The sequence below is a fragment of the Micromonospora sp. NPDC050686 genome (assembly GCF_040654475.1).
Classification (GTDB): Bacteria; Actinomycetota; Actinomycetes; order Mycobacteriales; family Micromonosporaceae; genus Micromonospora.
In genome coordinates this window covers 1-23,274 of the sequence record NZ_JBFAID010000014.1, presented here as the reverse complement: position 1 = coordinate 23,274, position 23,274 = coordinate 1, and the positions used below count along the sequence as shown (strand labels likewise).

The 23,274-nt window shown below is 73.9% G+C and carries 21 protein-coding genes and 1 pseudogene; 18 read left to right on the top strand and 4 right to left on the bottom strand.

Going from position 1 to position 23,274, the window contains the following annotated elements:
* Window positions 1–18: 18 nt before the first annotated feature.
* From AB0H57_RS12625 to AB0H57_RS12610, 4 genes and pseudogenes are all read left to right on the top strand, one after another.
* Window positions 19–1,926: a protein kinase gene (locus tag AB0H57_RS12625; RefSeq protein WP_357505638.1), complete on the top strand. Its 1,908-nt coding sequence runs from the start codon at window positions 19–21 to the stop codon at window positions 1,924–1,926.
* An 83-nt stretch (window positions 1,927–2,009) separates the two neighbouring features.
* Window positions 2,010–3,869, top strand: a pseudogene (locus tag AB0H57_RS12620) (bifunctional adenosylcobinamide kinase/adenosylcobinamide-phosphate guanylyltransferase); the annotation flags it as partial.
* Window positions 3,870–3,969: 100 nt separating this feature from the next.
* Entirely contained in the window at window positions 3,970–4,743 is a 774-nt protein-coding gene (locus AB0H57_RS12615; RefSeq protein ID WP_357505636.1) for an adenosylcobinamide-GDP ribazoletransferase, read from the top strand.
* Between the two features lie 67 nt (window positions 4,744–4,810).
* Window positions 4,811–6,106: a DUF2314 domain-containing protein gene (locus AB0H57_RS12610; protein WP_357505634.1), complete on the top strand. Its 1,296-nt coding sequence runs from the start codon at window positions 4,811–4,813 to the stop codon at window positions 6,104–6,106.
* A gap of 112 nt (window positions 6,107–6,218) precedes the next feature.
* Here the strand turns inward: AB0H57_RS12610 and gcvT are convergent, their stop codons facing one another.
* Window positions 6,219–7,349, bottom strand: coding sequence for a glycine cleavage system aminomethyltransferase GcvT (gene gcvT, locus AB0H57_RS12605; protein ID WP_357505632.1), 1,131 nt, complete (start codon window positions 7,347–7,349; stop codon window positions 6,219–6,221).
* Between the two features lie 162 nt (window positions 7,350–7,511).
* On the opposite strand from gcvT, the gene AB0H57_RS12600 reads away from it, so the two are divergent.
* Window positions 7,512–9,083 carry a leucyl aminopeptidase gene (locus AB0H57_RS12600; RefSeq protein ID WP_357505630.1) on the top strand — a complete coding sequence of 524 codons (1,572 nt, stop codon included), beginning with the start codon at window positions 7,512–7,514 and terminating at the stop codon, window positions 9,081–9,083.
* A gap of 70 nt (window positions 9,084–9,153) precedes the next feature.
* On the opposite strand, the gene AB0H57_RS12595 is transcribed toward AB0H57_RS12600, so the two are convergent.
* The gene (locus tag AB0H57_RS12595; RefSeq protein ID WP_357505628.1) at window positions 9,154–9,483 is read right to left on the bottom strand and encodes a hypothetical protein; all 330 of its coding nucleotides are present in this window, start codon (window positions 9,481–9,483) and stop codon (window positions 9,154–9,156) included.
* 178 nt (window positions 9,484–9,661) lie between these two features.
* On the opposite strand from AB0H57_RS12595, the gene lpdA reads away from it, so the two are divergent.
* From lpdA to AB0H57_RS12565, 6 genes are all read left to right on the top strand, one after another.
* A complete protein-coding gene (gene lpdA / locus AB0H57_RS12590; protein ID WP_357505626.1) occupies window positions 9,662–11,053 on the top strand; it encodes a dihydrolipoyl dehydrogenase in 1,392 nt (463 codons plus the stop codon).
* A gap of 66 nt (window positions 11,054–11,119) precedes the next feature.
* The gene (gene sucB / locus AB0H57_RS12585) at window positions 11,120–12,934 is read left to right on the top strand and encodes a 2-oxoglutarate dehydrogenase, E2 component, dihydrolipoamide succinyltransferase (protein ID WP_357505624.1); all 1,815 of its coding nucleotides are present in this window, start codon (window positions 11,120–11,122) and stop codon (window positions 12,932–12,934) included.
* Window positions 12,935–13,064: 130 nt separating this feature from the next.
* Window positions 13,065–14,375, top strand: a complete 1,311-nt coding sequence (locus AB0H57_RS12580) for a low temperature requirement protein A (protein ID WP_357505622.1) — start codon at window positions 13,065–13,067, stop codon at window positions 14,373–14,375.
* Window positions 14,376–14,473: 98 nt separating this feature from the next.
* Entirely contained in the window at window positions 14,474–15,406 is a 933-nt protein-coding gene (locus AB0H57_RS12575; RefSeq protein ID WP_357505620.1) for an LLM class flavin-dependent oxidoreductase, read from the top strand.
* 226 nt (window positions 15,407–15,632) lie between these two features.
* Window positions 15,633–17,039 (top strand): AAA family ATPase, encoded by a 1,407-nt coding sequence (locus AB0H57_RS12570; RefSeq protein WP_357505618.1) that lies wholly within the window; start codon window positions 15,633–15,635, stop codon window positions 17,037–17,039.
* Entirely contained in the window at window positions 17,036–17,686 is a 651-nt protein-coding gene (locus AB0H57_RS12565) for a hypothetical protein (RefSeq protein ID WP_357505615.1), read from the top strand. The genes AB0H57_RS12570 and AB0H57_RS12565 overlap by 4 nt, the downstream gene beginning before the upstream one ends.
* A 4-nt stretch (window positions 17,687–17,690) precedes the next feature.
* On the opposite strand, the gene AB0H57_RS12560 is transcribed toward AB0H57_RS12565, so the two are convergent.
* A complete protein-coding gene (locus tag AB0H57_RS12560; protein ID WP_357505613.1) occupies window positions 17,691–18,050 on the bottom strand; it encodes a MerR family transcriptional regulator in 360 nt (119 codons plus the stop codon).
* A gap of 55 nt (window positions 18,051–18,105) precedes the next feature.
* Between AB0H57_RS12560 and AB0H57_RS12555 the strand changes: the two genes are divergently transcribed.
* The gene (locus tag AB0H57_RS12555; RefSeq protein WP_357505611.1) at window positions 18,106–19,107 is read left to right on the top strand and encodes an aldo/keto reductase; all 1,002 of its coding nucleotides are present in this window, start codon (window positions 18,106–18,108) and stop codon (window positions 19,105–19,107) included.
* Between the two features lie 207 nt (window positions 19,108–19,314).
* Entirely contained in the window at window positions 19,315–19,785 is a 471-nt protein-coding gene (locus tag AB0H57_RS12550) for a hypothetical protein (RefSeq protein WP_357505609.1), read from the top strand.
* A 123-nt stretch (window positions 19,786–19,908) separates the two neighbouring features.
* On the opposite strand, the gene AB0H57_RS12545 is transcribed toward AB0H57_RS12550, so the two are convergent.
* Entirely contained in the window at window positions 19,909–20,151 is a 243-nt protein-coding gene (locus AB0H57_RS12545) for a winged helix-turn-helix domain-containing protein (RefSeq protein ID WP_357505607.1), read from the bottom strand.
* 327 nt (window positions 20,152–20,478) lie between these two features.
* On the opposite strand from AB0H57_RS12545, the gene AB0H57_RS12540 reads away from it, so the two are divergent.
* The 5 genes from AB0H57_RS12540 to AB0H57_RS12520 all read left to right on the top strand — a co-directional run bounded on the left by AB0H57_RS12540 (window position 20,479) and on the right by AB0H57_RS12520 (window position 23,170).
* Complete coding sequence (locus tag AB0H57_RS12540; protein ID WP_357505605.1) at window positions 20,479–20,775, top strand: hypothetical protein; 297 nt, start codon at window positions 20,479–20,481, stop codon at window positions 20,773–20,775.
* Window positions 20,776–20,804: 29 nt separating this feature from the next.
* Window positions 20,805–21,038 (top strand): hypothetical protein, encoded by a 234-nt coding sequence (locus AB0H57_RS12535; RefSeq protein ID WP_357505603.1) that lies wholly within the window; start codon window positions 20,805–20,807, stop codon window positions 21,036–21,038.
* On the top strand, window positions 21,011–22,042 hold the full coding sequence (locus AB0H57_RS12530) for a DinB family protein (protein WP_357505602.1): 1,032 nt from the start codon (window positions 21,011–21,013) through the stop codon (window positions 22,040–22,042). The genes AB0H57_RS12535 and AB0H57_RS12530 overlap by 28 nt, the downstream gene beginning before the upstream one ends.
* Complete coding sequence (locus tag AB0H57_RS12525; protein ID WP_357505600.1) at window positions 22,039–22,173, top strand: hypothetical protein; 135 nt, start codon at window positions 22,039–22,041, stop codon at window positions 22,171–22,173. Before AB0H57_RS12530 ends, AB0H57_RS12525 begins: the two co-directional genes overlap by 4 nt.
* A 97-nt stretch (window positions 22,174–22,270) precedes the next feature.
* Window positions 22,271–23,170, top strand: coding sequence for a TIGR01777 family oxidoreductase (locus tag AB0H57_RS12520; RefSeq protein ID WP_357505598.1), 900 nt, complete (start codon window positions 22,271–22,273; stop codon window positions 23,168–23,170).
* Window positions 23,171–23,274 lie beyond the last annotated feature (104 nt).

Sequence of the window (23,274 nt, the reverse complement as noted above, 5' to 3'; positions counted from 1 at the left end):
TGCCGGTACGGTGGCCCGGTGCTGACGCGAGGAGTGGTACTCAGCGACCGGTACCTGCTGGGCGAGCGCATCGCCACCGGGGGCATGGGCGCCGTCTGGCGGTGCACCGACACGCTGCTGGGCCGCGAGGTCGCGGTGAAGGTGCTGCTGCCGTCGCTGGTGGCCGACCCGGAGTTCACCACCCGGTTCCATGCCGAGGCGCGGATGCTGGCCGCGCTGCGCCACCCCGGCATCGTCGCGGTGCACGACTTCGGCTCCGCGGCGCTCGCCGACGGCAGCAGGGTCAGCTACCTGGTGATGGAGTACGTCGACGGCGAGCCGCTGACGACCTGGGTACGCCGGGCCGGCCGGCTGGACCCGGCCTCCACCATGTCGGTGGTGGCGCAGGCGGCGCGTGCGCTGCACACCGCGCACCTCGCCGGCATCGTGCACCGCGACGTCAAGCCGGGGAACCTGCTGGTCAAGCGGGACGGCAGCGTGGTGCTGGTCGACTTCGGCATCGCCCGGGCCAGCACGATGGCCGGGATCACCGCCGCCCACATGGTCCTCGGCACCGCCTCCTACATGTCGCCGGAGCAGGCGAACGGCCAGCCGGTCTCCCCCGCCACCGACGTCTACGCGCTGGGCGTGGTCGCCTGGTACTGCCTGGCCGGACGGCCGCCCTTCGAGGGCGACAACCCGCTCGCGGTGGCGATTCGCCACGCGCAGGACGAGCCGCCGCCGCTGCCGTCCGGCACCCCGCCCGCGGTGGTCGAGGTGCTCCGCCAGGCGCTGATGAAGCGCCCCGCCGACCGGTACCCGAGCGGCGCCGCGCTGGCCGACGCGGCGCAGGACGCCCGGGACGCCACCCTGGCCGTCCTGCCGGCGCCGCCGCGACCGCCGTGGGCGGTACCCGGTCCGGTGGTCGCCGACGCCGGGACGCCGTTCGCCGGCCACCCCGTACCACCGGCGCCCGCCGGCCGACCGGACCAGCCGGCCAACCCCGGCCCGCAGGGGACCGGCCCGTCCGGCCCGCCGGCACCGGATCGGGCGCCCGAGCCCGGCGGGCCTCCCGGAGCACCCGACCAGCTCGGGCCGTTCGGCGCGCCGGCCGCCATCGGGCACCCGGCACCGCCGGGCCAGGTCGGCCAGGTTCCGCCGGGCGGGTATCCGTCCCTCGGCGGCGGCGCGGCCACCCTGGAGGAGCCGCGTCCGCGCCGGCGGTTGGCGCTGGCCGGCGTCGCCGGGATCGTGGTGGTCGCCCTGGCGACGCTCGGGACGGTGGCCGCGCTGAGCCTGGACCGCGACGAGCCGGATGGGCGGCGGACCGCGCTGACCGGCGACACCGTGTCGACCGGGCCGGAGTCGGCGGGTCCCGGCCCCACCCGTTCCGGGCCCGGCCCGAAGCCGAGCGCCACCGGCCGGGCCACCGCCTCCCCCGCCTCCCCCGCCGCCCGGACGACGCCACCGGCCGCACCCACCGGGACGGCCGGCGCCACCTCGCGGCCGGGCACCGCGCCGACCCGCTCCACCACCCCGACCACCACCGCGCCGGCGACCACGCCCGGCACCGGCTCGGCGAGCCCCAGCGCCACCATCGCGCCGAAACCCAACCCGTACACGGCCCGGCAGGTGTGCGGCGACGGGTACCAGGTGATCGACTCGGCGGCCCTGGTCGCGGGCGGCACCCGGCGAGGCACGGTGTACCTGCTCTACGACACCGGCAGCGGCGCCAACTGCGTGGTCACCATGAAGGCCACCGACGTCGGCTCGGCGACCGCCGCCACGGCGTACCTGGAGGTGGCCGGGGGCAGCCGGCGCTCCGACAGCGGGTCGTTCGAGTACTACGCGGGCCCGGTGCGGGCCACCGCCGCCGGGAAGTGCGTGAAATGGGGCGGCTCGGCGGGCGGGGCCGGCTACGGCAGCCCGTTCGAACACTGCGGCTGAGCCACGGACCAGCGCCGCGACCGAGCCGCGCCGACCCCCGCCCCGCGGGCGCGACCGGGCCGGGCGGCCTTAAGGTACGGGGCATGTCCGTAGACGGGTGGAACGCGGTCCTGGTGCTCGGAGGCATCCGGTCCGGCAAGTCCGAATTCGCCGAGTCCCTGGTGGCCGACGCCCCGACCGTCCGGTACGTGGCGACCTCCGCCGAGGCGGACCCGGAGGACGCGGAGTGGGCCGCCCGGCTCGCCGCGCACCGGGGTCGCCGGCCCGGCGGCTGGACGACCGAGGAGACCGCCGAGGACCCGCGCCGGCTGGCCGACGTGATCGCCACCGCCGAGCCCCACGAGACGCTGCTCGTCGACGACCTGGGCGGCTGGGTCACCGTGCTGCTCGATCCGGCGCACCAGCCGGCGGACGACGTGGCCACCATCGCTGAGCTGGCCACCGCGATCCGGGACAGCCCGGCCCGGGTGGTGCTGGTCAGTCCGGAGGTCGGGCTCTCCCTGGTACCGACCACCCCGCTGGGCCGGGCCTTCACCGACGCGCTGGGCGCGGCGAACCGCGCCGTCGCGGACGCCTGCGACGCCGTCGTCCTGGTCGTCGCCGGCCAGCCAAGCTGGTTGAAGCCGGCCGCCGCCGGCCCCACGCCGGCCGCGACCGCCGCGACGCCGGCCGGACCCGGCCCGGCGGTGGCAGCCAGGCCGGCGCCGGCCGCGCCGAGCCCGCGGACCGCGAACGGGGCGGGCGGGGCACCGCCGGCCACCGTGCCCGCGGCGGGCGAGCCGGCCACCGCCTGGGCGTCGCCCACCATGACCCTGCCGATGGTGGCCACCGGCCTGGTCATCCAGCCGGGCATGGAACTGCCGATGCCCGACGAGTACGCCGGCCCGCAGGCGATCGACCGGCTGGTCACCCTGGACGTGCCCGGCACCGGGCTCGGCGCCCTGGACCGGCTGGTCTCCTTCGCCGCCGCCACCCAGGGCACCCCCACCCCGGCCGCCTGGGACCGGGTCCGGGTGCTGCTGCTGCACGGCGACCACGCCGGGGGTGCCGCCGCCGGCACCGCCCCGGGCGAGTCGGACCGCCGGGCGCGGCAGGCCCGCGCCGGCGAGGGTGCGCTGGCCCGGCTCGCCGCCCAGACCGACGCCGAGGTCCACGTGGTCGAGGCGCCCGCCGCGGCGGCGATGGAGGACGAGCCGGCGCTCACCCCGGCCGAGGTCGAGGCGGCCCTGAAGCAGGGCTGGCAGCTCGCCGAGCGGGCCGCCGAGGACGGCGTACGCCTGCTGGTGCTGGGCGCGTGCGGCGCCGGCACCGAGGCGGCCGCCGCGGCGGTGCTGGCCGCCACTGCGGGCGCGGAACCGCCCGCGGTGCTGGGCCGGGTGGTCACCGCGTCCGGCGAGTTCGACGACGCCGCGTGGATGCGGCGCTGCGCGGCGGTCCGGGACGCCCTGCACCGCAGCCGGCGCTCGCCGCGCGGGGCGAAGGACGTGCTGGCCGAGCTGGGCGGCGGGGACCTGGCCGTGGCGACCGGCGTGCTGCTGGGGGCGACCGCCCGGCGGGTGCCGGTGCTGCTCGACGGCCCGGTCGGCGTGGCGGCCGGCATGATCAGCCGCGACCTGGCCGGCCAGGCCCGGCACTGGTGCCTGCTGGCCGACGACGGGGGTCACCCGGCCGTCCGGTTGGCCGCCGACGTGCTCGGCCTGACCCCGCTGCTGGACCTGCGGCTCGACCTGGGCGAGGGGGCGAACGCCCTGGCCGCCCTGCCGCTGCTGCGCACGGTGCTGGCGCTGGCCGCGGCGCTGCCGGCCCACCCGGACGGCGCGCCCGAGCCGGACGGCGGACCGGACCCGGACACGCCGGAGTCCACCTGGGGCGACGTCACCGCGCCGGTGCCGGACCTGGCCGAGTTCGCCGAGCCGGAACCGGCCGGCCCGGGCCCGACCAGCACCGCGCCCGTCGAGGGCGCCGCGCCGGTCGAGGGCGTCGCGCCGGTGGCGACGGACGGTACCGCCGCGACCGACCCGGCGACGGATCCGCCCGGCCGGCGTGCCGGCTGAGTCCCGCCTCGGCGACGGCCTGCGGCTGGCGGTCACCACCTTCACCACCCTGCCGGTGCGGGCCGGGCGGATCGACCGGGCGGCGGCGGGCACCGCGATGGCGTTCGCCCCGGCCGTCGGGGCACTGCTCGGCGTGGCGCTGGCCGTGCTGCTGGCGGGTTCGGCCGCGCTCGCTCCCCCGCTGGTCGCGGCGGCGGTGACGGTCGGTTGCGCCGCCCTGCTCACCCGGGGCCTGCACCTCGACGGGCTGGCCGACACAGTGGACGCGCTGGGGTCGTACCGGCGGGGTGGGGCGGCACTGGAGATCATGAAGAAGCCGGACGTCGGGCCGTTCGGGGTGGCCGCGCTGGTGGTCGTACTCCTGGTGCAGGCCGCGGCGCTCGCGGAGCTGGCCGGGCGGCCCTGGCCGGCGACGCTCGCCGCGGTGGTCGCGGCCACCGCGGCCGGCCGGCTCGGCGTCACCCTGGCCTGCCGGCGCGGCGTGCCGGCGGCCCGGCCCGACGGGCTCGGCGCGCTGGTCGCCGGCACGGTGGGGCCGGTCGCACCGGTGCTCGGCGCCGCCGCCGTCGCGGTGGTGGCGGCCGGCGCGGTGCCGGGCCGCCCGTGGCAGGGGCCGCTGGCCGTGCTGGCCGCGCTGGCCGTCGCGGTCGGGCTGCTGCGGCACCTGGTACGCCGCTTCGGCGGCATCACCGGCGACGTGCTCGGCGCGGTCGTGGAGGTGGTCACCACGCTGACCTACCTGGGACTGGTGCTGTCCGGCTGAGGACGGCACGCGGCGGCGGGTAGCGTTCTCTCGACGACGGCACCGGCTGCGGCAAACGGGGGACTTCATGCTCATCACGGACGACTTCCTGCCCGTGCCCGTGCCCGAGTCGCTCAGCGCGACCTACCTCGTGCCGATGGCCGGGTTGCCCCGGATGAGCCCGAAGACGGCGGTACGGGCGCTGGCCGGGCGGCTGGCGGAGCCGGTCTTCGGGCTGGCGAAGCAGATGCTGGACAGCCCGCTGATGAGCGTCGACACCCGGCCGATCAGCGAGTTTCCGGAGCTGCCGCCGGATCTGCTGACCGCGTTCGGGGCGACGGAGGAGCAGCTGGGCCGGCTCGCCTCGGCCAGCCACCTGGTGGTGGTGCAGGCCGAGTACCGGCCGGGCTGGCCGCCGGCGCACGAGTGGGCGGCCCGTGCGGTCGCCGCCGCCATCGCCGAGACCGTCGACGGCGACGTGGTGGACGTGTTCGGCCTGCAGTTCCTCGACCCGGCGGCCGCGCTGCGCTCGCTCCCCGACGAGCGGGGGCGGATCCGGCTGGTCGACTGGGTGCTGGTGCCGTACTCGTCGGACGCCGAGGGGCTCTGGTTCACCACCAAGGGGCTGCGCCGGTTCGGCCTGCTGGAGTTGCAGACCCAGGGCGTGCCCGACCACCTCACCCGGGCCTGGGGCGCGGTGCTGACCGGGGCGGCCCGCCGGCTGCTGCGCACCTGGACCGACGGGCTGGCCGGCGAGGAGGTGCCGGCGTTCGTGCAGCTCCCGGTGCTGGCGACGGTGACCGGGCACGACATCGCGGTGGCGTACGGCAATCCGGAGCAGCACGGGGCGACCGCGCCGGTGCTGCTCGCCCTGGAGCTGGACCCGGCCACCGACCCGGAGGCGGACTCGTTCATCACCCTGCGGCCCCCGCCCGGGCACCCGGGCCCGGCCGGCCGCTACTTCGCCACGGCCTGCGCCACCCTCTTCGCCGGCATCCAGCCCGACGTGCGGTACGCCCGTTCCGGGGACGCGATGTCGAAGGCGATCGCCACCGCGCGGGCGGGCCTGGGCGACATCCGGGCCCGGTTCCTGGCCGGGGCGCTGCCGCCGGAGTCCCAGCTGGTGGTGAAGTACGGCCTGCCCGCCGACGAGGGCCCGGAGTACGTCTGGGCCGGGGTGACCTCGTGGGAGGCGCCGGAGCGGATCGTCGGGGCCAGCGCCAGCGACGCCAGCAGCGACCCGAGCGTACGCATCGGCTCGCCCGTCGTGGTGGAGTCCACCGACGTGATCGACTGGGCGGTGCTGGACGGCACCGGCGTCATCGAGGGCGGCTGGACCCAGGCCGTCCTCGACGCCGGCGAGCGCCCCCACCCCTCCCACTGACCCACCCCACCCCCACCCCGCCCGCCACGTTGATCAAGGGGTTTGCGTCAAAGATCCGGTCCAGGACGACGCAAACCCCTTGATCAACGCCTTTGGGGCGTGGGGGGTGGGGTCAGCGGACGGAGGGCTGGACGAACGGGGGGCGGGTGACGCGCATGCGGGCGCGGCGGCCGCGGATGTCGACCTCGACCTCGTCGCCGTCGGCCAGCTTGGGGTCGGTGGTGAGCAGGGCCAGGGCGATGCCCTGCTTCAGGGTGGGGCTGAACGTGCCGGTGGTGATCACGCCCAGCTCGGCGTCGCCCTGGTGCACGGTCATCCCGGGGCGCGGGATGGCCCGGTCGACCGCCACCAGGCCGCGCAGCGTACGGCGGGGGCCGGCGGCCTTCTCGGCGAGCAGCGCGTCCCGGCCCCAGAAGGCCGGCTTGTCCCAGCCCACGGCCCAGCCGGAGCGGGCCTGCACCGGGGTGATCTCCGGCGACAGGTCCTGCCCGTGCAGCGGGTACCCCATCTCGGTGCGCAGCGTGTCCCGCGCAGCCAGCCCGCAGGCCCGCAGCCCGTACGCCTCGCCGGCGGCGAACAGCGCGTCCCAGACGGCGACCGCGTGCTCGGCGGCCATCACCAGCTCGTAGCCCAGCTCGCCGGTGTAGCCGGTGCGGCACACCGTCAGCTCCACCCCGTCGAGGGGGGCGGTGGAGAAGCTCATGTACTCGTGCCCGACCGGCAGGCCCAGCGCGCCGAGCAGCTCGGCCGAGCGGGGCCCCTGCACGGCGAGGACCGCGTACGCGTCGTGCTCGTCGGTGACCGTCACGCCGGCCGGCGCGGCGGCGCGCAGCCGGCGCACCACCTCGGCGGTGTTGGCCGCGTTCGGGATCAGGAAGACGTGGTCCTCGGCGTGCAGGTAGGCGATGATGTCGTCGATCACGCCGCCGGTGGCGTCGTCGCAGGCCAGCGTGTACTGCGCCTTGCCGGGTGCGATCCGCCGCAGGTCGTTGCTGAGGCAGGAGTTGACGAACTCGGCCGCCCCGGGTCCGGTGATCCGCGCCTTGCCCAGGTGCGAGACGTCGAAGACGCCGACCGCCTCGCGCACCGCCGCGTGCTCCTTGAGCACGCCGCCGCCGGCGTACTCCAGGGGCATCTCCCAGCCGCCGAAGGGGGCGAACTTGGCGCCTGCCGCGGTGTGCCGCTCGTGCAGGGGGGAACGGCGCAGCCGGGTCGCGGCGGCGTCGGGAGTCAGGTCCGTCATGGGTGGGAACTTACCGGGACCGGCACCTGTGGTTAGCATCGGCGGGACCCGTTGTGAACATCGGCGGGACTCACCCGACGTCCGGCGGGTACGTTGCCGCCGGAGACCTTCATCGCCGGTACGCGACTCCGCGGCCGGCCCGGCCCGCCCGGAGTAGCTTCAGTGACATCGCCCAGCACCACCCTGAGCCTGGTCGACACCGACCCCGCCGAGCTCGCCGTCGACGCGATCGTGATCGGCGTGCACAGCCAGACCGGAGAGCAGGCCGCCACCAGCGGCCCCGCCGGCGCCCTGCTGCTTGCCAGCGGCGCGGAGAGCATCGCCGCCGCGTTCGACGGCAAGCTGACCGAGACGCTGGCGCTGCTCGGCGCGACCGGCGGGCCGGGCGAGGTGATCAAGCTGGCCACGCTGGGGACGATCAGCGCGCCGGTCGTCGCCGCCGTCGGGCTCGGCCCGGAGCCCTCCGGCGCCGCCCCCGCCCCGGAGGCGCTGCGCCGGGCCGCCGGCGCCGTGGTGCGCGCGCTGGCCGGCGCCCCGCGGGTGGCGTTGACGCTGCCGCTGCCGGACGACGCCGACGCCCCGGCCGCGCTGCGCGCGGTCGCCGAGGGCGCGCTGCTCGGCGGCTACCGCTTCGCCGGCTACAAGACCAAGCCGCAGCCCGCCCGGCGGGAGCCGGTGGCCGAGGTGCTGGTCGCCGTGCCGGACGCCGGTGACGCGACCGCGCAGGCGGAGATCACCCGGGCGCAGGCGGTGACCGACGCGGTCCGGCTCTGCCGGGACTGGGTGAACACCGCGCCGAACGAGCTGCGCCCGCCGGCCTTCGCCGACGCGGTGGCCGCCGCCGCCCGCGACGCCGGGCTCGGCGTCGAGGTGCTCGACGCCGACGCGCTCGCCGCTGGCGGCTACGGCGGCATCATCGCTGTCGGGCAGGGCTCGGAGGCCCCGCCGCGGCTGGTCAAGCTGACCTACACGCCGGCGGGCGGCGGCAACGGCAAGCGGGTCGCGCTGGTCGGCAAGGGCATCACCTTCGACACCGGTGGCATCTCCATCAAGCCGGCGCAGGGCATGTGGGAGATGAAGTCCGACATGGGCGGCGCGGCCGCGGTCGGGGCGGCGATGCTCGCCGTCGCCGCGCTGAAGCCGTCGGTGACCGTCACCGGCTACCTGCCGATGGCGGAGAACATGCCGTCGGGCACCAGCTACCGGCCGGGTGACGTGATCACCATGTACAACGGCAAGAAGGTCGAGGTGCTCAACACCGACGCCGAGGGCCGGATGATCCTGGCTGACGGCATCGCCCGGGCCTGCGAGGACGGCACCGACTACCTGTTCGAGACGTCGACCCTCACCGGCGGGCAGGTGATCGCGCTGGGCAAGCGGATCGCCGGTGTGATGGGCACCCCGGAGCTGTGCGAGCGGGTCAAGGACGCCGGCGACGCGGTCGGCGAGCCGGCCTGGCCGATGCCGCTGCCGGACGACGTACGCAAGGGCATGGACTCCGACGTCGCGGACATCTCCCAGGTCAACGCGGTGATGGACCGGGCCGGCCACATGCTCCAGGGCGGCGTGTTCCTGCGCGAGTTCGTCACCGACGACGTGGCCTGGGCGCACATCGACATCGCCGGCCCGAGCTACCACTCCGGCGAGGCGACCGGCTACTGGACCAAGGGCGGCACCGGCGTCCCGGTCCGCACCCTGCTCGCCCTGATCGACGACGTCGCCGCCAACGGCTGACCGGGTACGCCCCGACGGGGCGCCTCCCCCACCCGGGGAGGCGCCCCGTCCGCGTCTGCCGGGCGGGCAGTCAGAAGAGTTCGGGGCGGCGCTTGCGGCGTTCGTTGTAGTCGCGCATGCGTTGCGGGTAGCCCATCAGGCGGACGTCGTAGACGGGGATGGCCAGGCGGTGGGCGAACCGGCGGGCGCCGGCCGGGCCGTCGATCCGGCGGCGGGTCCACTCCCCGTCGTCGGCGATCAGGATGACGGTGGTCTCGGTGACCGTCGTCCGCGGCTCGATGTACGCCTCGACCCCTCGCCGAGTCCGGACAAAGTTCTCAAGATACTCCAGATCGGCGCGTCCGACAGCGCGCTCACCAGTCTCCGTACGCGCCTTTTTGCGTCTCCGGAACAGCCCCACCGACGTCCTCCCCCACCGTCCGTCATCGAAGATGGTTGCCAGGGTACGTGTCGGTCACGTGTCGTTGGGCACCTCACTACGCGCGTACGGCGCGGTGGTGACAAGATGACCGAGGCGGGGTGTGCCCGTGCGGCCCCGCCAGGACCCCCGATGCAGCGACGCGACCTGGGAGTTGGACGTGAGCGAGCCGAACGACGCAACCTTCGACATCGTGATCCTCGGAGGTGGCAGCGGCGGCTACGCGGCGGCGCTGCGTGCCGCCCAACTCGACCTCTCGGTCGCCTTGATCGAGAAGGGCAAGCTCGGGGGCACCTGCCTGCACAACGGCTGCATCCCGACCAAGGCGCTGCTGCACGCCGCCGAGATCGCCGACCAGACCCGCGAGTCGGAGCAGTTCGGCGTCAAGGCCGAACTGGTCGGCATCGACATGGCGGCGGTCAACTCGTACAAGGACGGCGTGATCGCCCGCCTGTACAAGGGTCTCCAGGGGATGCTCAAGGGCAACAAGGCGATCACCATCGTCGAGGGTCACGGCAAGCTGGTCGGCAAGAACGTCGTCGAGGTCGACGGCAAGCGCTACACCGGCCGCAACGTCGTGCTGGCCTCCGGCTCGTACGCGAAAAGCCTGCCCGGCCTGGAGATCGACGGCGAGCGGATCATCACCAGCGACCACGCGCTGACCCTGGACCGGGTCCCGTCCTCGGCGATCGTGCTGGGCGGCGGCGTGATCGGCGTGGAGTTCGCCAGTGTGTGGAAGTCCTTCGGGGTGGACGTGACCATCGTCGAGGCGCTGCCCCGCCTGGTCGCCGCCGAGGACGAGGAGTCGTCGAAGGCGCTGGAGCGGGCCTTCCGCAAGCGTAAGATCAACTTCAAGGTCGGCAAGCCGTTCGAGAAGGTCGAGAAGACCGACAACGGCGTGAAGCTGACCATTCAGGGTGGCGAGACCGTCGAGGCCGAGCTGCTGCTGGTCGCCGTCGGCCGCGGCCCGAACACCGCCAACCTCGGGTACGAGGACCAGGGCGTGCAGATGGACCGCGGCTACGTGCTGACCGACGAGCGGCTGCGCACCAGCGTGCCGAACGTCTACGCCGTCGGCGACATCGTGCCCGGCCTCCAGCTCGCCCACCGCGGCTTCGCGCAGGGCATCTTCGTCGCCGAGGAGATCGCCGGGCAGAACCCGGCCGTGCTCGACGAGGCCGGCATCCCCCGGGTCACCTACTCCGACCCGGAGCTGGCGTCGGTCGGCCTGACCGAGGCGAAGGCCAAGGAGCAGTACGGCGCCGACAAGGTCAAGACCTACAACTACAACCTGGGTGGCAACGGCAAGAGCCAGATCCTCAAGACGGCCGGCTTCGTCAAGCTGGTCCGGGTGGAGGACGGCCCGGTGGTCGGCGTGCACATGGTCGGCGCCCGGGTCGGCGAGCTGGTCGGCGAGGCGCAGCTCATCTACAACTGGGAGGCGTACCCGGCCGAGGTGGCGCAGCTCGTGCACGCCCACCCGACGCAGAACGAGGCCCTGGGCGAGGCGCACCTGGCCCTGGCCGGCAAGCCGCTGCACGCACACGCCTGATCACCACAACCGCGGCGTCCGGCGACGGGCGATGATCCCACCAGGGAAATGAAGGAGTCTTAGAAGATGCCGGTATCGGTCACCATGCCCCGGCTCGGCGAGAGCGTCACCGAGGGCACCGTCACGCGCTGGCTCAAGCAGGAGGGCGACACCGTCGAGGTCGACGAGCCCCTGCTCGAGGTCTCGACCGACAAGGTCGACACCGAGATCCCGTCCCCCGCGGCGGGCGTGCTGAGCCGGATCGTCGTCGGCGAGGACGAGACCGCCGAGGTCGGCAGCGAGCTGGCCGTCATCGCCGGTGAGGGCGAGCAGGCCGGCGGCGGCGCGGCCGGCGCGCCGCAGGAGGCGCCGGCAGAGCAGGCCGAGCAGGCCGCCGCGGCGCCGCAGGCGGAGGCCGAGCAGCCGGCCGTCGAGGAGCCGGCCCAGGCCGCGCCCGCGGCGGCGGGCGGGGGCACCCCGGTGAAGATGCCGGCCCTGGGCGAGAGCGTCACCGAGGGTACGGTCACCCGCTGGCTCAAGCAGGTCGGCGAGACCGTCGAGGTGGACGAGCCGCTGCTGGAGGTCTCCACCGACAAGGTCGACACGGAGATCCCGTCGCCGGTCGCCGGCACGGTGCTGGAGATCAAGGTCGCCGAGGACGAGACCGCCGAGGTCGGCGCCGACCTGGCGATCGTGGGTGCGGCGGGCGGCGCGGCCGAGGCGAAGCCGGAGCCGAAGCCCGAGCCGAAGGCGGAGGCCAAGCCCGAGCCGGCCCCGAAGGCCGAGCCGAAGCCGGAGCCCAAGGTCGAGGAGCCGACCCCGGGCATGTCGTACAACGAGCCGGCCGCCGAGGCGGAGACCGCGCAGCAGCCGGCCAAGGCCGAACAGGCCGCCCAGCCCGCCGCCCCGGCGGCGCAGCGCCCGGCCGCCCCGGCCCCGGCTGGCGGCGAGGAGGCCGCGGGCTACGTGACCCCGCTGGTCCGCAAGCTGGCCGCCGAGCACGGCGTCGACCTCTCCTCGGTCAACGGCAGCGGCGTCGGCGGGCGGATCCGCAAGCAGGACGTGCTGGAGGCGGCGGAGCAGGCCAAGGCGGCCAAGGCCGCGCCGGCCCCGGCGGCGCAGCCGGCCGCCGCGGCGGCCCCGGCCGCCAAGCCGGCCGCGAAGCCGCAGCCGAGCGCGAAGCGCGGCACCACCGAGAAGCTGCCCCGGATCCGGGCCACCATCGCCAAGCGGATGCAGCAGTCGCTGCACGAGACGGCGCAGCTGACCACGGTCGTCGAGGTGGACGTCACCCGGGTCGCCAAGCTGCGGGCGCAGGCGAAGGACTCGTTCCAGCAGCGGCACGGCGTGAAGCTGTCCTTCCTGCCGTTCTTCGCCGTGGCGGCGATCGAGGCGCTGCAGGCGTACCCGATCGTCAACGCCAGCATGGACCTCGACGCCGGCACCATCACCTACCCGAGCGCCGAGAACCTCGGCATCGCGGTGGACACCGAGCGCGGGCTGCTCGTGCCGGTCATCCACGACGCCGGTGACCTCAACCTGGGCGGCCTCGCCAAGCGGATCGCCGACCTGGCCGAGCGCACCCGGTCCAACAAGATCACCCCGGACGAGATGGCGGGGGCGACCTTCACGCTGACCAACACCGGCAGCCGCGGCGCCCTCTTCGACACCCCGATCGTGCCGTCGCCGCAGTCGGCGATGCTCGGCACGGGTGCCGTGGTGAAGCGTCCGGTCGTGGTCAGCGACCCGGAGCTGGGCGAGGTCGTCGCGGTCCGCTCGATGGTCTACCTGGCCATGTCGTACGACCACCGGCTGATCGACGGCGCCGACGCGGCCCGCTTCCTGGTGGCGGTCAAGGAGCGGCTGGAGGCCGGCAACTTCGAGGCCGAGCTGGGGCTCTGACGGCCTGATCGACGGGAAAGGGGCGTGCGGCACCGGTCGCGCGCCCCTTTCCCGTACCCGGGTCGCTCCGCCCCGGGCGACCTGCCCGGTTCGGCACCTGCGCCGCATGGACGGCTGAAAGACTCGGCCGGTGGGCGGCTACGGGTGGCAGGGGCGCCTCGGGCCGGCCGTGCCCGTGGCCCCGGGCGCCCGGGTGGACCGGTTCGAGATCTTCTTCGACCTGGTCTTCGTCTTCTCGTTCTTCATCATCACCCGGGCCACCGCGCGGGACATCACCGGCACGGCCCTGCTGCACGCGCTGCTGGTGCTGGCGGTGCTCTGGTGGTGCTGGGTGGTGCACAGCATCGTCGCCGCCCGGGTGCGGCTGGGCGAAGGCTTCGTCCCGGTCCTGATGACCGTCGGCATGGCGGCGCTGTTCACCTTCGCCCTGTCGCTACCGCAGGCCTTCCGGGACCCGCACGGCAACAACGCCGGCCCGGTGGTGGCGGCGATCAGCTACGTGGTGATCCGGGCGGTGCATCTGGCGCTGTACTGGCACGCGATCCGGGACAGCACGACCGAACGCCGACAGCTCATGCGGTTCCTGCCGGAGCTGGTGCTCAGCACCCTGCTGCTACTCGCGGCCGCGCTGGTCCCGCCCTGGATCGGCCCCGACGGGCGGGCCACGCTGGTCCGCGACGGCCTGTGGGTGGCCGTCGTGCTGCTCCAGTACGGCACCGGCCTCGTCGCGGGCAGTTGGGGCTGGGGGGTGACCTCCGCCGAACACTGGACCGAACGGTACGACCTCATCCTGATCATCGCCCTGGGCGAGTCGGTGATCTCCGTCGGTGTCGGCAGCAACCTGCTCGGCCACCCGCCGACCTGGGCCGGGGTGACCGCGGCGGGGCTCGGCATCTTCTTCACCGCCGCCCTCTGGTGGGTGCACTACGACATGATCGGGCCGGCCGCCCGGATCGCGTTGCACGCGACGAAGGGTCGCCCCCGGGTGGCCATGGCCCGGGACGCCTACGGCTACCTCTACCTGCCGATGATCGCCGGCATCATCCTGTTCGCCCTGGGCGCCGAGGGCATCGTGCACCAGATCGCCGACCCGGCCGTCAGCAACTACGAGCGGTCGCACGGGCCCGACGTGCCACTGCTGTTCGGCGGGGTGATCTTTTACATCTGCGGCAACATGCTCTTCCAGCTGCGTACCCTGCGCACGCTCAGCTGGACCCGGGTGGTGGCGGTGCTGCTGCTCGCGGTGGCGATCCCGGTCACCTCGTCGCTGCCCGCGCTGGCCGCGCTCGCCGTACTCACCGTGATCTGCGTCGGGCTGGTCGCCGCCGAGGTGGTGGTCTTCGGCGAGTCCCGGCGGGCCCTGCACGAGTTGGTCTTCGAGGAGCGCACCAGCCACGAGGCGCACGAGGCCGCCTGGCGCGCCCGCTGGCACGAGGAGTAAGGCGGGGCCCCCGCCTAACACTTCACGGCAGCGCCCCGGGATTCGCCGGTCAGCAGAATAGCTGGGCGCGCGGCGGCCGGGCCGCCGATGCTGGGGCGGTGATCACGTTCTCCGTACAGGCTCAGCCCACCGACGCGGCCAGCTGGCTGGACCTGGCCCGCCGGGTCGAGGCCGCCGGCTACGACGCGCTCTCCGTCGCCGACCATCCCGGCTCCTGCGCCTCGCCGTTCGTGGCGCTGGCCGCCGCGGCGGCGGTGACGTCGCGGATCGGCCTGCGCTCGTACGTCTCCAACGCCGGCGTCCGGGAGCCGATCCTGCTCGCCGCCGACGTGGCCACCCTGGACGTGGTCTCCGGCGGCCGGGCGGGGCTGGGTCTCGGCGCCGGCCACACCCCGGCCGAGTGGCGGGCGGTCGGGCGGGAACGCCCCGACGTGGCCGGCCGGGTGCGCCGCGGCCTGGCCGTGGCCGAGGCGGTACGCGCGCTGCTGGCCGGCGAGGAGGTCACCGTGGACAGCCCTGACCTGGTGGCCCGCTCGGCCCGACTGGACAAGCCCCGGCCGGTGCAGCGGCGGATCCCGTTCACCCTGGGCACCTCCAACTCGACGATGCTGCGCTGGGCGGGCGCGCACGCCGACGTGGTGGGGTTGGCCGGCTTCGGGCGTACCCTCGCCGACGGCCACCGGCACGAGGCCCGGTGGCGGGCCGACCAGATCGAGGCGCAGCTCGACCAGGTCGCGGCCGGCGCCGCCGGACGGGCCGAACCGCCGGCGCTGGAGGCGCTGGTGCAGACCGTGGTGGTCACCGACGACGCCGGGGCGGTGGCCGCCGAGCGGGCCGCGGAGGTCGGGCTGACCGGGCCGGAGCTGCTGGCCACCCCGTTCGTGCTGATCGGCAGCGCGGACGAGATCGTCGCGGCGGTACGGGAGCACCGGCGGCGCTGGGGCGTCACCCGGTTCGTGGTCCGCGAAGCCGCCGTCGAACCGCTGATCCCGGTGCTGGACCGCCTTCGGGCCGCGCCACCAGTCGGGTAGCTCCATCGCCCACACCTCGTTCGGGTCACCGTCACCCTGCCCGGGCTCGACACGGCGGAGCGCCAGCGTACGGCGAGACGATCCGTCGCCTCTTCAACGACCGCGCTGGGGCGCGGCGACGGTGGCCGGCAATCTCCTCGGGCTCTCCCCGAGTCGCCATGACCCAACGCCACGCCGTCATCAGGGGCGGCACGGGCGGGCGGGCGGCCGTGGCTAAGCTTTGACCATGCTCACCAGGCTTGAGGTGCAGGGCTTCAAGAACCTGCTCGACGTGGATGTCGAGTTCGGCCCCTTCACCTGCATCGCCGGAGCAAACGGCATCGGCAAGTCGAATCTGTTCGACGTGATCGAGTTCCTGTCGTACCTGGCGACCGACTCCCTCCAGCAGGCGTCCCAACGCGTACGCGGCACCGCTGGGCGGGTCGGAAGTGACCCCCGCGACCTCTTCCGCGACGGATACCGCAGCGCGCACCACCGGATGACGCTGGCTGCCGAAATGATCGTTCCCAGACAGGTTCAGGACGACCTGGGTGAGCGGACCCGGCCATCGGCGACGTGGCTTCGCTACGAGGTGGTCCTCGGGTACGAACCCAGCCGAGGGGAACACGGCACGGGGGGACTGCGTGTGGTGAGCGAGGATCTGCGCCAAGTCGATCCCGCTCAGTCGCGGCTACGTTTTCCCGCCGCGCCGGGTTTCCTGGACGCCGTCGTCGTCCACGATGACCAGCGACGGGTGTTCCTGTCGACCGACGTCGCTGCCACGAACGATGGAGTGATCTTCGATCTGCACGCGGACGGATCGGGGCCGGAGAAGTCACGCTTCACGGAGCGCGCGGGTCGTACCGTGCTCAGCACGACGAGCACCAGCGACTACCCGACGATTCTCGCGGTCAGACGAGAGATGCAGAGCTGGCGCCGGCTGGCCCTGGAGCCGTACGCCCTGCGTGCACCGGACGAGGCGGTGAATCCGGAACAACTCTCTTCCCGGGGCAGGCACCTCGCCGCCACGCTCCACCGGATCGCCCATGCCCCCGACTGGTCGGGCGACCCGGAGCGTACGTACGCCACTGTGGCCGGCCGGCTCGCTGACCTGGGCGTCAACGTGGAGACGCTGGACGTCGAGTTCGATGAGGTACGGCAGACATTCACGCTTTTCCTCCAGGAGAAGGGCGGGCTCAGGCTTCCCGCGCGGGCCCTCTCCGAAGGCACCTTGCGCTTCCTCGCGCTCTGCGTACTGCTACAGGACGCCGACCTGACCGGGCTGGTGTGCATGGAAGAGCCCGAGAACGGCCTCTACCCGGCAGTTCTGCCCGCGATGATGCAGCTCGTTCAGGACCTGGCTGTCGATCCCACCGAATCGCCGGTTGACAACAACCCGTTTCGTCAGGTCATCGTCAACACGCACTCTCCAGCGGTGGTGCAGCTCTGTGACCCGGACGACCTTCTGTTGGGCCAACTGAAGCCGAAGGCCACTCCGGACGGGGCCATCGCCAGGTCGCTGTCACTGCTCCCGTTCCGCGGCTCCTGGCGAACGGTTCCGGGCCGGCCCACCTTCTCCGAAGCGGACGTGGTGACGTATCTGGCGAATCCCTCCGCCGCCCGGCTGCGGCTTCCGCCAGGACTGACGGCGTGAGCGACCGCGCACGTTCCGGCCTCTTCGTGGCGGAAGGAAGTTCCGACCAGCCGCTGGCCGATATCGTCGAGCTGTTGTTCTTCGAACGTGGCGTCGAGGTCAATTTGAGCCACCCGTCGTTCGAACTGCTGCCGAAGGTGGGCAAGGACGTCCGTTCCCGCGTTACGGCAGGCCTGGAGTTGGCCGGCGGAACGGTTGATGTGATCGTCGTGCACCGGGATGCCGACAACGCGGGTTACCAGGCCCGCCTCAGGGAGATCCGCGCCGCCACCACGCCGGTGTCCGCCGGATCCGCCCTCGTTCCGATCATTCCCGTACGCATGACCGAAGCATGGCTCCTCCTCGACGAGGCCGCGATTCGGCAGGTGGCCGGCAACCCTCGCGGCCGGGTGAGCCTCGGACTACCGAGGGCACACGAGGTGGAGTCGATCGCCGACCCCAAGGCGAAGCTCCGCGAATGTCTCGTCAGGGCCGCCGATGTCACGGGAAAACGGCGGGAGAGAGTCAATGGCCGGTTCAACGAACATCGCCGGCAGCTTTTCTCGTGGCTCGACCGGTCCGGGCCCGTCACCCGCCTCACCGGTTGGCAGCGCGTGGTTGACGAGGTTGACACCGTGGTGAAGCTGTGGAGCCGGACCGGCGAGTGAGCGGTCAGCCCAGTTGCTCGTAGTAGCGGATCTTCTCGCGGAGGTGGTCGTACTGGCGCTGGAGCAGGCGCACCTGCTCCTCGACTCGCTCGGCGTGCCGGCGCAGCAGGGCATGCCGTTCGCCGGTGGTGTGCTCGCCCTCCCGGGCGAGTTCGGCGTACCGGCACATCTCGGCGATCGGCATGCCGGTGTCGCGCAGGCAGCGGAACAGCACCAGCCAGCCCAGGTCGTCGTCGGTGAAGACCCGGCGCCCGCCGGAGGTGCGGCCGATGTCGCTGAGCAGGCCGATCTTCTCGTAGTAGCGGAGAGTGTCGAGGCTGAACCCGCTGCGGGTCGCGGCCTCCGACGGCGAGTAACCGCTCATGTCGGCCGATCCTAGCGCTTGACCTGGAGCGCACTCCAGGTTGAAAGCTGGTGCCATGACGACGACACGAATTCTGGGTCGCAGCGGCATCGAGGTAAGCGCACTCGGCATGGGTTGCTGGGCGATCGGGGGCCCGCTCTGGGGCGACGGCGGGCAGCCGTTCGGCTGGGGCGAGGTGGATGACGACGAGTCGATCCGGACCATCCACCGCGCTCTCGACCTGGGGGTGACCCTCTTCGACACGGCCAGCAACTACGGCGCCGGGCACAGCGAGCGGGTCCTGGGCCGCGCGCTGGCGGGCCGCCGGGACCGCGCGGTGATCGCCACCAAGTTCGGCAACCGCGCCGAGGAGGCCACCCGCCGTTGGACCGGCACCGACCCGAGCCCCGGGTACGCGGTGGCCAGCCTGGAGGAGTCGCTGCGCCGGCTGGGCACCGACCACGTCGACCTGTACCAGTTGCACATCAACGACCTGCCGGCGTCCGCCGCGCTCGATCTGGTCGACACCCTGGAGGGCCTGGTCACCCAGGGCAAGATCCGGGCGTACGGCTGGAGCACCGACAACCCGGCGTCGGCCCGCGCGTTCGCCGAGGGGGGTCCGCACTGTGCCGCCGTGCAGCACGACGAGTCGGTGTTCAAGGACAACGCGGAGATGCTCGCGGTCTGCGACGCGCTCGACCTGGCCAGCCTGAACCGGGGGCCGCTCGCCATGGGCCTGCTCACCGGTGCGCGGCGGGCCGTCGGCCGGGACGACGTGCGCGGGGCCGCCCCGGAGTGGCTGGTCTGGTTCACCGACGGGCGGCCGACGCCCGAGTGGTCGGCCCGGCTGGAGGCCATCCGCGGCGCGCTCACCGCCGACGGTCGTACCCTCGCCCAGGGCGCGCTGGGCTGGCTGCTGGCCCGCAGCCCGCGCACCGTGCCGATCCCCGGCTGCCGCACCGTCGCGCAGGCGGAGGAGAACTACGGCACCCTGGCGTACGGGCCGCTGCCCGCGGACGCGTTCGCCGAGGTGGAACGGCTGCTGGCCGATCTGCGCCCGGCACCCGCCAGCGCCTGACAATGCCGGCTCCGGCCGGGCGGGACCAGCGGATTCGCTGCTCGCGCCCGGCCGGCGTCGTTCGGAGTTTTCGGCGGCGCGGGGTGCCGTGCGGGGCGCCGGGCCCCGGGGACGGATGCTTCCTCGCGTCCTACCAACTTGATGTCGTAAACGAATCACCCGGCTGGCGACGCCCGAATGCGTCGGACCCGCCACTAGGGTTTGGCAATGATCCTTCCCGATTTCGTGGGCACCTGGATGGGGACGAACGGGTTCCGTCTGATGCCCGGTGATCCGCTGGCCGACTCCCCCGCCGCCGCGACGGTGACCGTCGCTGCCGGCGGCCACCTGACCTCGATCGGCTATCGGTGGGAGCATCCCGACGACGGTCCGCAGGACGGGTTGATCGTCGTCTGGGCCGCCGGCGAGGACGGCTCGCTCGCGGCGGTGTGGGGCGACTCGTGGCATCAGAAGCCGGTGCCGATGTCGCTGTCGCTGTCCGGAAATCGTGGGGCGGGCGGCATCGTGGAGCTCGATGGCGGCTACGGCGGCGGTTGGGCGTGGCGGATCGTGTTCGACACCACCGACGTCGAGCAGTTCCAGATGCGGATGGACAACGTCGTACCCGCCGGTGAGGCAACGGCTGAGCTGCCCTCGGGGCCGTATCCGGCGATGGTCATGCACCTACGTCGCCCCTGACGGCCCGCCCGGCGGCCGACTGGCCGAAGGCGGAGCCCAGGTTTCCGTGGGCCCCGGGGGTGGTGGCGTTGGCTGCCCGCCCGTCCCGTCGGCCTCACCCAGGAGGAGGCCGACGGGCAGGCGTCACGGCTTGCCCTGCCCCTGCGGCAGTTCCTCGGCGACGAAGACGCCGACGCCCTGCACACCCTCGACCAGGCCCTCGGACCTGAGCGCGAAGATGGCCTGACGGACGACGATGGTCGAGACTCCATGCTCCCGGCAGAGTTCGGCCGTAGATGGGAGTTTGTCTCCCGGAGCGAGTTCACCGGACGCGATCTGCTCGCGGATGTGATCCGCGAGCCGCGCCCATTTGGCCTTGGCGGGCATCTGTTCTCCCTGGTCTGCCCCGCCATTTGAGCACGCGTGAACTTGTGATGGCAACTGATGCCCGGACATCGCTTGCTTTATATAAGCGGTCATCTTAGGCTGACCCCGACCGGCTCCCCTGGTCTGCAAACCCCGGAGCCGGTCTCCCCCGGGGACCACCCGGCCGGCCGCTCCCCCGGCAGTCGGCCGGGTGCCCCCTGCCCGCGACCACCCGTCGACGGGCTCCGTGAACAGGCCCGGGGCGGGTGCCGGGCTCCGGCCGGCCAGGCGCGCGCCCGGCCGTCCCCGCCCGCCCCGGCGCCACCGGCGATGTGAAGGAGGCACAGCGTGCGGACGACTGCCACCCCACCGGTGGACGCGTTGGAAAAGGTGCTCGGCGAACTGCCCCTGCCGTGGATCGTCACCCCGGAGGACGTCCAACTCGCCCTGCGGGTGCTGCTCGTGCACCAACTTGAGCAGTGGCCCACCGGCCCGCTCTGCCGCAGCGACCGGACCCCGTACCCCTGCCTGCTGCACCGCTGGGCGCGGCGGGTGCTGGACGCGCGCGGCCTGACCGACGACGTGGTCGACGCCCTGGCGGGGCGCGGTGAGCTGCCGCCCGGCGTACCCGGTGGGCGGCTCTGATGGGGTGGCCGCGACGGAACGCGGCGCCGGTGCCGCTCGCGCCCGGGCACCGGCGGACCTGGCGGTACGGGCGGCGCTGGTGCTCGTGCGGGCTGCGCTGGACGGCCTGCCCGGACCGGCACGCGCCGGTGCCCACCGAGCCGCCCGCACCACCGCCGAACAGCCGCTGGTGGGACGAGGTGACCCGGGCGAACCCGCAGGTCGGGCGGGTCGGCCGGCTCACCCCGGCGCAGACGTGGCGGGCCAACGGCGGGCGGTGGTGACCGCCGCGCACCTGCCGCTGCGACCGCTCTGGCTCTGCCGGGCCTGCGCCGCGCCGTGGCCGTGCGCGCCGGCCCGGCTGGGGCTGCTGCGGGAGTACGCGGGCGAGCGGGTGGCGCTGCTGGTCTACCTGGGCGGGATGCTGCACGACGCGGCGGGCGAGCTGCACCGGCTGAACCCGCACGACGGGCCGGCGCCGGACCAGCTCTACGCCCGCTTCCTCGGTTGGGCGACCGTCCGCCGATCAGGGCCCGCCCCACCCGGATGCCCGATGCGGGAGACCGGCACCAGGGCACTAATCTACGAAGGTCAACGCGACGGCACCGACGGGTTGGGGACAAAGCGAGATGCTCGACGGCATCGACACGACGCACCGGGGCACCCCGTGAGCGGCGGACGACCGGGGCGCGGTCCGACTGAGGCGTCGGGGCAGCCGACGACCCCCACGCAAGCGCCCGTCGACGCCCCGCCGGCCCCTGCGCCCCGGCAACCCGATCCCGCCGTCGACAGCAGGTTCGCGCTGCCGCCCGCGGCGGACGAACGGAGCACCCTCGACACCTTCCTCGACTTTCAACGCGACGCCCTGGTCCGCAAGTGCGCCGGTTTGACCGACGAGCAGTTGCGGCTGCGGCCCGTGCCGTCGTCCGGTCTGTCGCTGATCGGCCTGATCCGCCACCTGGCCACGGTCGAACGCTGGTACTTCCAGGCGGTGATCGCCGAAGCCTTCCCCGGCGACCTGTACGACCTCACCGACGACCCGGACGCGCCGTTCACCGACATCGCCGCGGCCACCGGCGCCGAAACCTTCGCGGCCTGGCGGGCTGAGGTCGCGGTGTCCCAGCGGATCGCCGCCGAACGGCCACTCGACGCGATCGGTCGCTCCCCCGGCACGGGGAACGCGCGTTCGCTGCGCTGGGTGCTCACCCACATGATCGACGAGTACGCGCGACACCTGGGCCACGCCGACATCCTGCGCGAGGCGATCGACGGCCGGACCGGTGAGTGACAACACGCACCTTCGTGCCTCGCGCCGAGGTGATGGCCGCCTTCGCCACCGCGCCGGTCCTCGACGAAGCACAGTTCCGCAGTGACCTCGACGCGGCGATCGACCAGGACCTCCTCGACCGTGAGTGGTGACTCGGCCCTGCCGCTGTCACCACCATCCGCCGAGCGCGACGGGTGAGTCATGCCGCTCAACCCATCCGAGTCCGGCTGCGTACCCGAAGATATGAGCATGCGGATCCTCATGGCCGGCGCGTCCGGCTTCCTCGGCGCCCGGCTGGTCGACCGGCTCACCGCGGACGGACACCAGGTCACCCGGCTGGTCCGGCGGCCACCCCGGACCCCGGACGAGCGGCAGTGGAACCCGTCCGCCGCCCAGCTCGACCCCACGGTGGTCGCCGAGACCGACGCGGTGGTCAACCTGGCCGGCGCGGGCGTCGGCGACAAGCGCTGGGACGACGAGTACCGGGGGGTGATCCGGTCCAGCCGGGTCGACACCACCACCACGCTCGCCATCACGATCGCCGGCCTGCCGACGGAGGACCGGCCCGCCGCGCTGCTCAACTCCTCCGCGGTGGGCTGGTACGGCAACACCGGCGACCGGGCGGTCGAGGAGGACGCCCCGGCGGGCGAGGGTTTCCTGGCCGACGTCTGCCGGGTCTGGGAGGCCGCGACCCGGCCGGCCGAGGACGCCGGCGTACGGGTGGTGCGGCTGCGCACCGGGCTGCCGCTGCACCGCGACGGCGGCCTGCTCAAGCCGCAACTGCTCCCGTTCAAGCTGGGCATCGCCGGCCGGCTGGGCAGCGGCCGGCAGTGGATCCCCTGGATGGCGATGGCCGATTGGCTGGACGCCGTCGCGTTCCTGCTGGCCCGCGACGACCTGGCCGGCCCGGTCAACGTGGTCGGTCCGAATCCGGTGACCAACGCCGAGTTCACCCGGGAACTGGCCCGCCAGCTGCACCGCCCGGCGCTCATCCCGATCCCCGCGCTGGCGCTGCGGATCGCGCTCGGCGGGTTCGCCCACGAGGCGCTCACCAGCACCCGGGTCCTGCCCGGCGTACTGACCGGGGCCGGCTTCACCTTCCGCCACCCCGACCTGGCCGGCGCGCTGCACGCCGCCCTCACCGAGTGAGTGATTGGCGGGGCCCCGACGAAGCCCACGATGAGGGAGACCACCGCGCCTGCCGTGGCGACGCCGAGCACCTGGCCGTACCGGGGCGGGATCCGGTCGACGCC

Excerpts from the sequence above, each read along its gene's own strand:
- AB0H57_RS12610 (WP_357505634.1), top strand. The coding sequence starts at position 4,811 with ATGCTCATCACGGACGACTTCCTGCCCGTGCCCGTGCCCGAGTCGCTC.
- gcvT (WP_357505632.1), bottom strand. The coding sequence starts at position 7,349 with ATGACGGACCTGACTCCCGACGCCGCCGCGACCCGGCTGCGCCGTTCC.
- sucB (WP_357505624.1), top strand. The coding sequence starts at position 11,120 with ATGCCGGTATCGGTCACCATGCCCCGGCTCGGCGAGAGCGTCACCGAG.
- AB0H57_RS12570 (WP_357505618.1), top strand. The coding sequence starts at position 15,633 with ATGCTCACCAGGCTTGAGGTGCAGGGCTTCAAGAACCTGCTCGACGTG.
- AB0H57_RS12560 (WP_357505613.1), bottom strand. The coding sequence starts at position 18,050 with ATGAGCGGTTACTCGCCGTCGGAGGCCGCGACCCGCAGCGGGTTCAGC.
- AB0H57_RS12555 (WP_357505611.1), top strand. The coding sequence starts at position 18,106 with ATGACGACGACACGAATTCTGGGTCGCAGCGGCATCGAGGTAAGCGCA.
- AB0H57_RS12550 (WP_357505609.1), top strand. The coding sequence starts at position 19,315 with ATGATCCTTCCCGATTTCGTGGGCACCTGGATGGGGACGAACGGGTTC.
- AB0H57_RS12545 (WP_357505607.1), bottom strand. The coding sequence starts at position 20,151 with ATGCCCGCCAAGGCCAAATGGGCGCGGCTCGCGGATCACATCCGCGAG.
- AB0H57_RS12520 (WP_357505598.1), top strand. The coding sequence starts at position 22,271 with ATGCGGATCCTCATGGCCGGCGCGTCCGGCTTCCTCGGCGCCCGGCTG.